Genomic DNA, 7,816 nt, shown 5'->3' on the forward strand with positions numbered 1-7,816 from the left:
CCTTCAACTGCAGGGACGTGCCCTACCCCAGGAACAAGGGCAGCACGATGACGGCCCAGCTTGCCGCGGCAAGCAACAGCGCCAGGCATACGGCGGCACTGCCGAAATCCTTGGCATTTTTCGATAGCGGATGGCGCTCGAAGGAGATGCGGTCCACGACGGCTTCGATTGCAGAATTGATCAGTTCAACAATCAGCACCAATACCAGGACGCCGATCAGGACCAGCTTGTGCACTGCCGGCACCGGCAGCAGCAAGGCGACGATCGCTGCCGGTATCGCCAGCATCAGTTCCTGGCGAAACGCATGCTCGCTCCGCCATGCCGACTTGAAGCCTTCCATGGAATAGAAAAAAGCGGAGTAAATCCGTTTTACTCCGCTTTTGCTCTTGAATTCGCTGACTTGGGTTTCGTGCTCAGTCATTTTCGTTGTCGATAAAGTTCACGGAAGGTCTTGCCGGTCGGCGCAGGCATGTCCCGGTAATCGGTCCATCCACCACCGAACGGCAGCTTCGCGATCAGCTTCCTGCTACCCCCCATCGCCCGCAGAATACGCACACCCATTCCCGTGGCCAGCCGGTACAGTGTCGGTCGTTTGGCGAGAAAGGCCCACGCTGCCAGGCCCAGGCGCTCGCTTGCAGGACGCAGATGCTTCTCGACCTGCTTCTCGCGCAGTTTGCGCAGCAAGTCCGGCAGCGGGATTTTAACAGGGCATACCACGTGGCATTCGCCGCACAGGGTTGAAGCCTGCGGCAGGTCGAGCGCATTTTCGACACCGACATACGATGGCGTAAGCACGCTGCCCATCGGCCCGGGATAGACCCAGCCATAGCTGTGGCCACCGATCTTCTGGTACACAGGGCAATGGTTCATGCATGCACCGCAGCGGATGCAACGGAGCATGTCCTGGAATTCGCTGCCGACCAGGCTGGTACGGCCAGCGTCCACCAGCACGAAATACATTGCTTCCGGGCCGTCGAGATCGCCCGGACGTTTCGGTCCCGTCAGCAGCGACACGTAGTTGGAAATCGACTGACCGGTGGCCGAGCGCGGCAACAGCCGCATGACCGTCGCGAAATCCTCGAGCGTCGGCAAGACTTTCTCGATACCGGTCACTACCACATGCACCTTGGGGGGCATCACGGTGCACATGCCCTCGTTGCCTTCGTTGGTGACGACGGCCACCGATCCGGTTTCGGCGATGATGAAATTGCCGCCGGTAATACCCATGTCCGCCGACAGGAATTGCGGGCGCAGCATCTCGCGCGCCTCATGCGTCATCTCCGGAATGTCAGTCAGGCGTGGCCGCTGGTGTACGCGCGCAAACAGGTCGGAGATTTCTTCCTTGTCCTTGTGGACCACGGGCGCGATGATGTGGGACGGCGCCTCGTTGTTGTTGATCTGCAGGATGTACTCGCCGAGGTCCGTTTCGACGACTTGCACGCCGGTCGCTTCCAGCGCCTTGTTGAGCGCCATCTCTTCCGACACCATCGACTTCGACTTGATGGCTTTTCTGACCTGGTGCTTTTTTGCGATTTCCACCACCAGGCGAGACGCATCTTCAGCGGTCTCGGCATACAGCACGGTGGCGCCGCGCCGGGTCGCCTCCTTCTCGAAGGTATCCAGCCAGACATCGAGATTCTCGATCGCGCGCATGCGGCGCTCGATCGCGGCGTCGCGCGTGCCTTCGAAGTCATCGAGCTCGGTGATGGCCGAAGCGCGCCCCGACACGAACTTGGAGGAAAGCTTTTTCAGGTTTTGCTGCAGGCGCTGGTCTGCCAGCTTTTGCCCGGAGCGCGCCTTGAAATGCATGGACTGAACTTGCATCAGACGTCTCCTGCCAATACTTGTGCCACATGCAGCACGCGCGTCTTGTCATCGCCGGTGCGGCGCAGTCTGCCTTCGATATTGAGGATGCATCCCAGGTCGCCGAGCACGACGGCATCGGCGCCGGACGCATGGATGTTCGCGCATTTTTCATCGGCAATTGCCGTCGAGATGTCGCCATACTTCACGGCGAACGTGCCGCCAAAGCCGCAGCAGGCACGGCTGTCCTTCATCTCCTTCAATTCCACACCGGGGACCTTCTTCAGCAATGCGCGCGGCTGCGCTTGCACGCCCAGTTCACGCAAGCCGGAGCAGGAATCGTGATAAGTGATGCAGCCTTGGAATCCGCCCTTTTCCGGAAGTGGCAGTTTGTCCAGCTTCACCACGTTCTGCAGGAAGTCGGTCAGTTCATAGACGCGCGGCGCCATGCGCTCCATCCGCGCCAGCCAGGACGGGGAATCCGAGAACAGGTCGGTGTAATGGGTTTTCACCGTTCCGCCGCAGGAGCCGGAGGGAATGACGATATAGTCAAAGCCTTCGAACTCGCTGACGAATTTTTCGGCAAGCGCGCGCGCCGCCTTGCGATCGCCCGAACTGTATGCGGGCTGGCCGCAGCAGGTCTGAGTTTCCGGAACGATCACTTCGCAGCCGGCGGCTTCCAGCAGTTTCAAAGCTGAAAACCCGATTTCCGGCCGCATCATGTCTACCAGGCAGGTAACAAATAATCCGACACGCATGCTTGATTCCTGATCATAGAGAGTCGTTATTATGATGCGCCCAACGTCTCATGGGACCAATGCTTGGGATGAAATAATTTGCCGAAAACACGCAAATTTCTTTACAACTCTTTTTGATTTTTTCACAATGTGGTATAAATAAGCTATTGCAACGCACCAATTTCAGCATGAAAAAAGAGCAGTCTAGCGATAACAATCAGATTTCGATCCAGGTTATCGAGCGCATGATTTCCCTGCTGGATGCGCTCGCACAATATCCTGACCCTGTCAGCCTCAAGGAATTGTCGACGGTAACAGGCTTGCACCCATCCACGGCGCACCGCATTCTGAACGATATGGTGGTCAAGCGCTTTGTCGACCGGGCGGAAGCAGGATCTTACCGGCTGGGCATGCGCCTGCTGGAATTGGGCAATCTCGTGAAAAGCCGCCTGAACGTGCGTGAAGCCGCACTGGATTTCATGCGCGCGCTGCATCGGAAGACGCACCAAACCGTCAATCTGTCGGTACGGCAAGGCGACGAGATCGTGTATATCGACCGCTCGTTTTCCGAGCGTTCCGGCATGCAGGTGGTACGTGCGATCGGCGGACGCGCGCCGCTGCACCTGACCTCCACCGGCAAGCTGTTCCTCTCCATCGAAGATCCGAAGCAGGTCCGTTCCTATGCGACCCGTACCGGACTGGCGGGCCATAACAAGAATTCGATTACCGACCTCGCCAAACTGGAACGGGAACTCAGCCTAGTGCGCGCGCGCGGTTATGCCCGCGACAATGAGGAGCTGGAACTCGGCGTGCGCTGCATGGCCGCGGGCATCTACGATGACTCCGGCAAGCTGGTTGCAGGCTTGTCAATCTCCGCGCCTGCAGACCGGCTGCAGGACGAGTGGGTGGAAGACTTGCTGAGTACCGCAAGTCAGATTTCCGCGGTACTGGGCTATGTGCCGCAGGGAACCGGCACCTAGCCCGTATTGAAGTCGAACTCGAAGCGGCGCAGGCCACCTGCTGCCGCGCTTCCCGTTGACAGGCCGCGACGCTCAGGCCATGCGTCGATACAGACCCTGGTTTGCACAAATCGACTTGTAGCGTGACGCGAAAGGCTCGCACGCCATTTCATTGGCTTGGTCGACGCTCAGCATGCCGAACACTGGCAGGCTTTCATGGAACAGCTGCAGGGTCCTGCGCCGCAATGGCGCCCCGAATTCGCCCAGCGTCCCGCGGCAGACTATCAGTTCGAATTCATTGAATGAGGCATTCGTGGCGAGGCTGTACTGCGCCCAGGTAATGTTGCTGAGCATCCGGGGCAGCAGCACTATGTGCCCCTTGTCCTCGCGGCAGTAGTCGGCAAGAGCATGTTTGCCCCCGCTGCGACGGTAGTTGTCTTCATACTCCCGGATGCGCTCCGCTGCAAGGATGCCGCGGCTTGCCTCCTCCAGCAGACCTTCATTCGCCGCGGTCGCGAACACCTGCGTCTTGTCGTAGACGCCTTCTTCCGCCAGCAGGATTGCGAGCGTGGCGATGTCTTCGGCGGACGTGCATTCGGCGATCCAGACCTTCGGCGAAGGACAGGATCGCAACCATGGCCCAAGGGCTTCGCGCAATGCAAGGAAATGGGCAGGATCGTCGAACAATCCTGCCGTCTTTGCACCTAGCATCCGCAGCAATGTCTCGAGCATATGGGGATCATGCAACACCCTGTCCTGCAGCATCGACACACTGTTGAGCTTAGCAGCCTGCATCAGGGCATGCAGTTTCCGGGCAAGCAAGCCTCGCCGGTAGCCGCGAAAGTCGTGGCCGGAGAGCTGGAATACGCCTTCGAGCAGAAGGTCGATTTCCAGATCTTCTATCGATTGGGCTTGCTCCATACCGTGCGCTCTTATTCCTTATGCAGCCACACCCGCATCAGCGAGAGCAGCTGAGCCACATCCACCGGCTTGGTAATGTAGTCCGAAGCACCTGCGGCGATGCACTTGTCGCGGTCGCCCTTCATCGCTTTCGCCGTCAGCGTGATGATGGGCAGCGACTTGAATTTCGGAACACGCCGTATCGCGCGCATGGTGTCATAGCCATCCATCTCCGGCATCATGATATCCATCAGCACGATTTCAATCGAAGGGTCCTTTTCGAGCACTTCGATGCCGTCGCGGCCGTTTTCGGCAAACAATACTTTCATCTGATGGCGCTCGAGCACGGAACTCAGGGCGAAGATATTGCGCAGGTCATCGTCCACGATCAGTACCTTGCGTCCTGCAAGGCCGCCGTCCGCCGCATGGATTTCATCCAGCATGCGCCGCTGCGGTTCCGGGAGGCTTGCGTGCACACGATGCAGGAACAGCGCAGTTTCATCCAGCAGGCGTTCCGGCGAGCGCGCATCCTTGACAACGACCGTTTTCGCGATGCGCTTGAGACGCGTCACTTCCTTGCGGTTCAAGTCCTTCGCGGTATAGACCACGATCGGCAAGTCGCGCAGGCCTGAATCCGCCCCAATCTTGTCGAGCAGGTCAAAGCCATTGATATCCGGCAGGCTAAGGTCGAGCACCATGCAATCGAAACGGGAGGCCTTCAAGGCATCCAGCGCTTCCTGTCCGCTTGCCGCCGCAACGATATTGACATCGTTACTCCCGATCAGGTTGACGATGGCATCGCGCTGCATCTGGTCATCCTCTACCACCAGCAGGCTGCGCTTGCCTTTTACCAGGAACTGCTGGATGCGGTTGAATTCCTCCTGCAGGCGTTCGCGATCGATGGGTTTCTGAAGATAGGAAATCGCACCATGCCGCAGTGCCCGCTCGCGTTCCTTCATGCTCGACATGACATGCACAGGAATATGGCGGGTGCTCGGGTCACGCTTGAGGCGGTCGAGCACCGTAAAGCCCTCGATATCCGGTAAATCGATGTCGAGCAGAATCGCCGCAGGCAGATAATCCCTCGCAAGCGCGAGTGCGGAGTCACCCTGATAGGTGACGACCCCCTTGAAGCCCTTTTCCCTTGCGTACTCAAGCACGATGCCGGCGAAGCGACGGTCATCCTCCACGATTAGTACCGTCGGCTCTCCCGGTACGATCAGTGCCCTGTCGTCGAAAGTCTCGCCCGCTTCCTCTGGTTGCAATTCGACGGCAGGAGCGACCGGCTCCACTTCATCCAGAACTTCAATCGCCTCGGCTTGGGCCACCACCACATTTGTCGGCAAAGTCGGCATATGCGATTTTGGAACAGGCAATGACTGCGGATGACGAATGAAGTCGTGTGCCATGAAACCCGCGCGGTTGTACGGAAGGTAGAGCGTGAAGGTGCTGCCGACGCCAATGACGCTCTCCACCCGGATCTCGCCGCCGAGCAAACGCGCCAGTTCGCGGCTGATCGACAGGCCCAGCCCGGTGCCGCCATATTTGCGGGCAGTGCTGCCGTCGGCTTGCTGGAAGGCTTCGAAGATCAGTTGCAGCTTGTCGGAGGCGATGCCCACGCCGGTATCCGTCACGGCAAAGGCCAGTACCGCATCGGCTTGCGCAAGACTTGGATGATCGGGGGTCCAGCCGGATTCCACCAGTCCGATACGCAGCGATACCTGACCGTGCGCCGTAAATTTGAAAGCGTTCGACAGCAGGTTTTTCAGGATCTGCTGCAGGCGCGTGCTGTCCGTCATCATGGATTCCGGCAAGGAGTCGGACAGGTCAATCGAGAATCCGAGGTGCTTTGCCTCGGCCATGTGACGGAAGGTGCGCTCGACATAACCCCGCAGAGTGCGGAAGCGGCACTCGCTGACTTCCAGCGTCACCGTGCCGGATTCGATCTTCGACAAGTCGAGGATGTCGTTGATGAGTGTCAGCAAGTCACTGCCGGATCCGTAAATCGTCTTGGCAAATTCCACCTGCTTGTTCGAGAGATTGCCATCCGGGTTGTCGCTCAATTGCTGGGCCAGGATCAGCAGGCTGTTGAGCGGCGTGCGCAATTCATGCGACATATTGGCCAGGAATTCCGACTTGTACTTGGACGACAAGGCCAGCTGCGTCGCCTTTTCTTCCAGCGCCCGCTTGGCTTGCTCCACTTCCCGGTTCTTGCGCTCGACTTCGATATTCTGATCCGACAGCAGGCGCGCCTTTTCCGCCAGTTCCAGGTTGGTCTGCTGCAGTTCCTGCGCGAGCGACTGCGATTGCCGTAACAGGCTTTCAGTGCGGCTGTTGGCTTCGATGGTGTTCAGCACCACGCCGATCGATTCCATCAACTGGTCGAGGAAAGACAGGTGGGTCTCGGTGAAACGGTCGAGCGAGGCGATTTCGATCACGGCTTTCACCTGCTGCTCGAACAGGATGGGCAGTACCACGATATTGGTGGGTGGTGCCGCGCCCAGGCCGGAGGACACCATGATGTAATCGCGCGGCACGTCGGTCAGCCAGACGCGCTGCTTTTCCAGCGCGCACTGCCCGACCAGGCCTTCACCCGGCAGGAAGGAAGTCGGAAGCTTGCGATCGGAACGGTAGCCATAACTTGCGATCATGTGCAAACGCGCATCCGCATCCTGCGAATCCATCATGTAGAACACGCCATGATGCGCCGACACCAGCGGCGCCAGTTCCGACAGGATCAGCGCGGTCACCGTCGACAGGTCGCGCTGGCCCTGCAGCAGGCGGGTAAAGCGCGCCAGGTTGGTCTTCAGCCAGTCCTGCTGGGCATTCTTTTGCGTGGTTTCCTTCAGGTTGCGGATCATTTCATTGATGTTGTCCTTCAGGTCCGCCACCTCGCCGCGCGCTTCCACCTGGATCGAGCGCGACAAGTCGCCGCGCGTCACCGCAGTCGCCACTTCCGCAATCGCCCGCACCTGGGTCGTGAGATTGGCCGCCAGCTGGTTGACGTTTTCCGTCAAGTCTTTCCAGGTGCCTGCTGCACCCGGCACCGAAGCCTGGCCACCGAGCTTGCCTTCCACACCCACTTCACGCGCCACCGTGGTGGCCTGGTCGGCAAACACCGCCAGGGTGTCGGTCATTTCATTAATGGTGTTCGCCAGAGCCGCAATCTCGCCGCGGGCCGCCACCGTCAGCTTTTTCTTCAGGTCACCGTTTGCCACCGCTGTCACCACACCGGCGATGCCGCGCACCTGTGCAGTCAGGTTTGCCGCCATGAAGTTGACGTTGTCGGTCAAGTCTTTCCAGGTACCGGCCGCGCCTTCCACCTGCGCCTGGCCACCCAGCTTGCCTTCGGTACCCACTTCCCGCGCCACCCGCGTCACTTCCGAGGCAAACGACGAAAGCTGGTCCACCATCACA

Annotated in this window: 6 protein-coding genes; 1 reads left to right on the forward strand and 5 read right to left on the reverse strand. The window is 59.2% G+C overall.

Annotated features, from left to right (window positions below):
- Nucleotides 1–22: 22 nt before the first annotated feature.
- The 3 genes from HGHM_RS11070 to HGHM_RS11080 are packed head-to-tail and all read right to left on the reverse strand — an operon-like array spanning nt 23 to nt 2,561.
- Nucleotides 23–421: a diacylglycerol kinase gene (locus HGHM_RS11070; protein WP_019141598.1), complete on the reverse strand. Its 399-nt coding sequence runs from the start codon at nt 419–421 to the stop codon at nt 23–25.
- On the reverse strand, nt 418–1,824 hold the full coding sequence (locus tag HGHM_RS11075) for a LutB/LldF family L-lactate oxidation iron-sulfur protein (RefSeq protein WP_019141599.1): 1,407 nt from the start codon (nt 1,822–1,824) through the stop codon (nt 418–420). Before HGHM_RS11075 ends, HGHM_RS11070 begins: the two co-directional genes overlap by 4 nt.
- Nucleotides 1,824–2,561 (reverse strand): (Fe-S)-binding protein, encoded by a 738-nt coding sequence (locus tag HGHM_RS11080; protein ID WP_019141600.1) that lies wholly within the window; start codon nt 2,559–2,561, stop codon nt 1,824–1,826. The genes HGHM_RS11075 and HGHM_RS11080 overlap by 1 nt, the downstream gene beginning before the upstream one ends.
- Before the next feature lie 167 nt (nt 2,562–2,728).
- Between HGHM_RS11080 and HGHM_RS11085 the strand changes: the two genes are divergently transcribed.
- On the forward strand, nt 2,729–3,520 hold the full coding sequence (locus HGHM_RS11085) for an IclR family transcriptional regulator (protein ID WP_019141601.1): 792 nt from the start codon (nt 2,729–2,731) through the stop codon (nt 3,518–3,520).
- A gap of 72 nt (nt 3,521–3,592) precedes the next feature.
- On the opposite strand, the gene HGHM_RS11090 is transcribed toward HGHM_RS11085, so the two are convergent.
- Both HGHM_RS11090 and HGHM_RS21165 read right to left on the reverse strand, forming a co-directional pair.
- The gene (locus tag HGHM_RS11090) at nt 3,593–4,420 is read right to left on the reverse strand and encodes a CheR family methyltransferase (RefSeq protein WP_019141602.1); all 828 of its coding nucleotides are present in this window, start codon (nt 4,418–4,420) and stop codon (nt 3,593–3,595) included.
- Nucleotides 4,421–4,431: 11 nt separating this feature from the next.
- On the reverse strand, nt 4,432–7,816 hold a 3,385-nt coding region (locus tag HGHM_RS21165), incomplete at its 5' end, for a response regulator (RefSeq protein WP_034348493.1).

It is taken from the genome of Noviherbaspirillum massiliense JC206, assembly GCF_000312045.1.
Classification (GTDB): domain Bacteria; phylum Pseudomonadota; class Gammaproteobacteria; order Burkholderiales; family Burkholderiaceae_D; genus Noviherbaspirillum; species Noviherbaspirillum massiliense.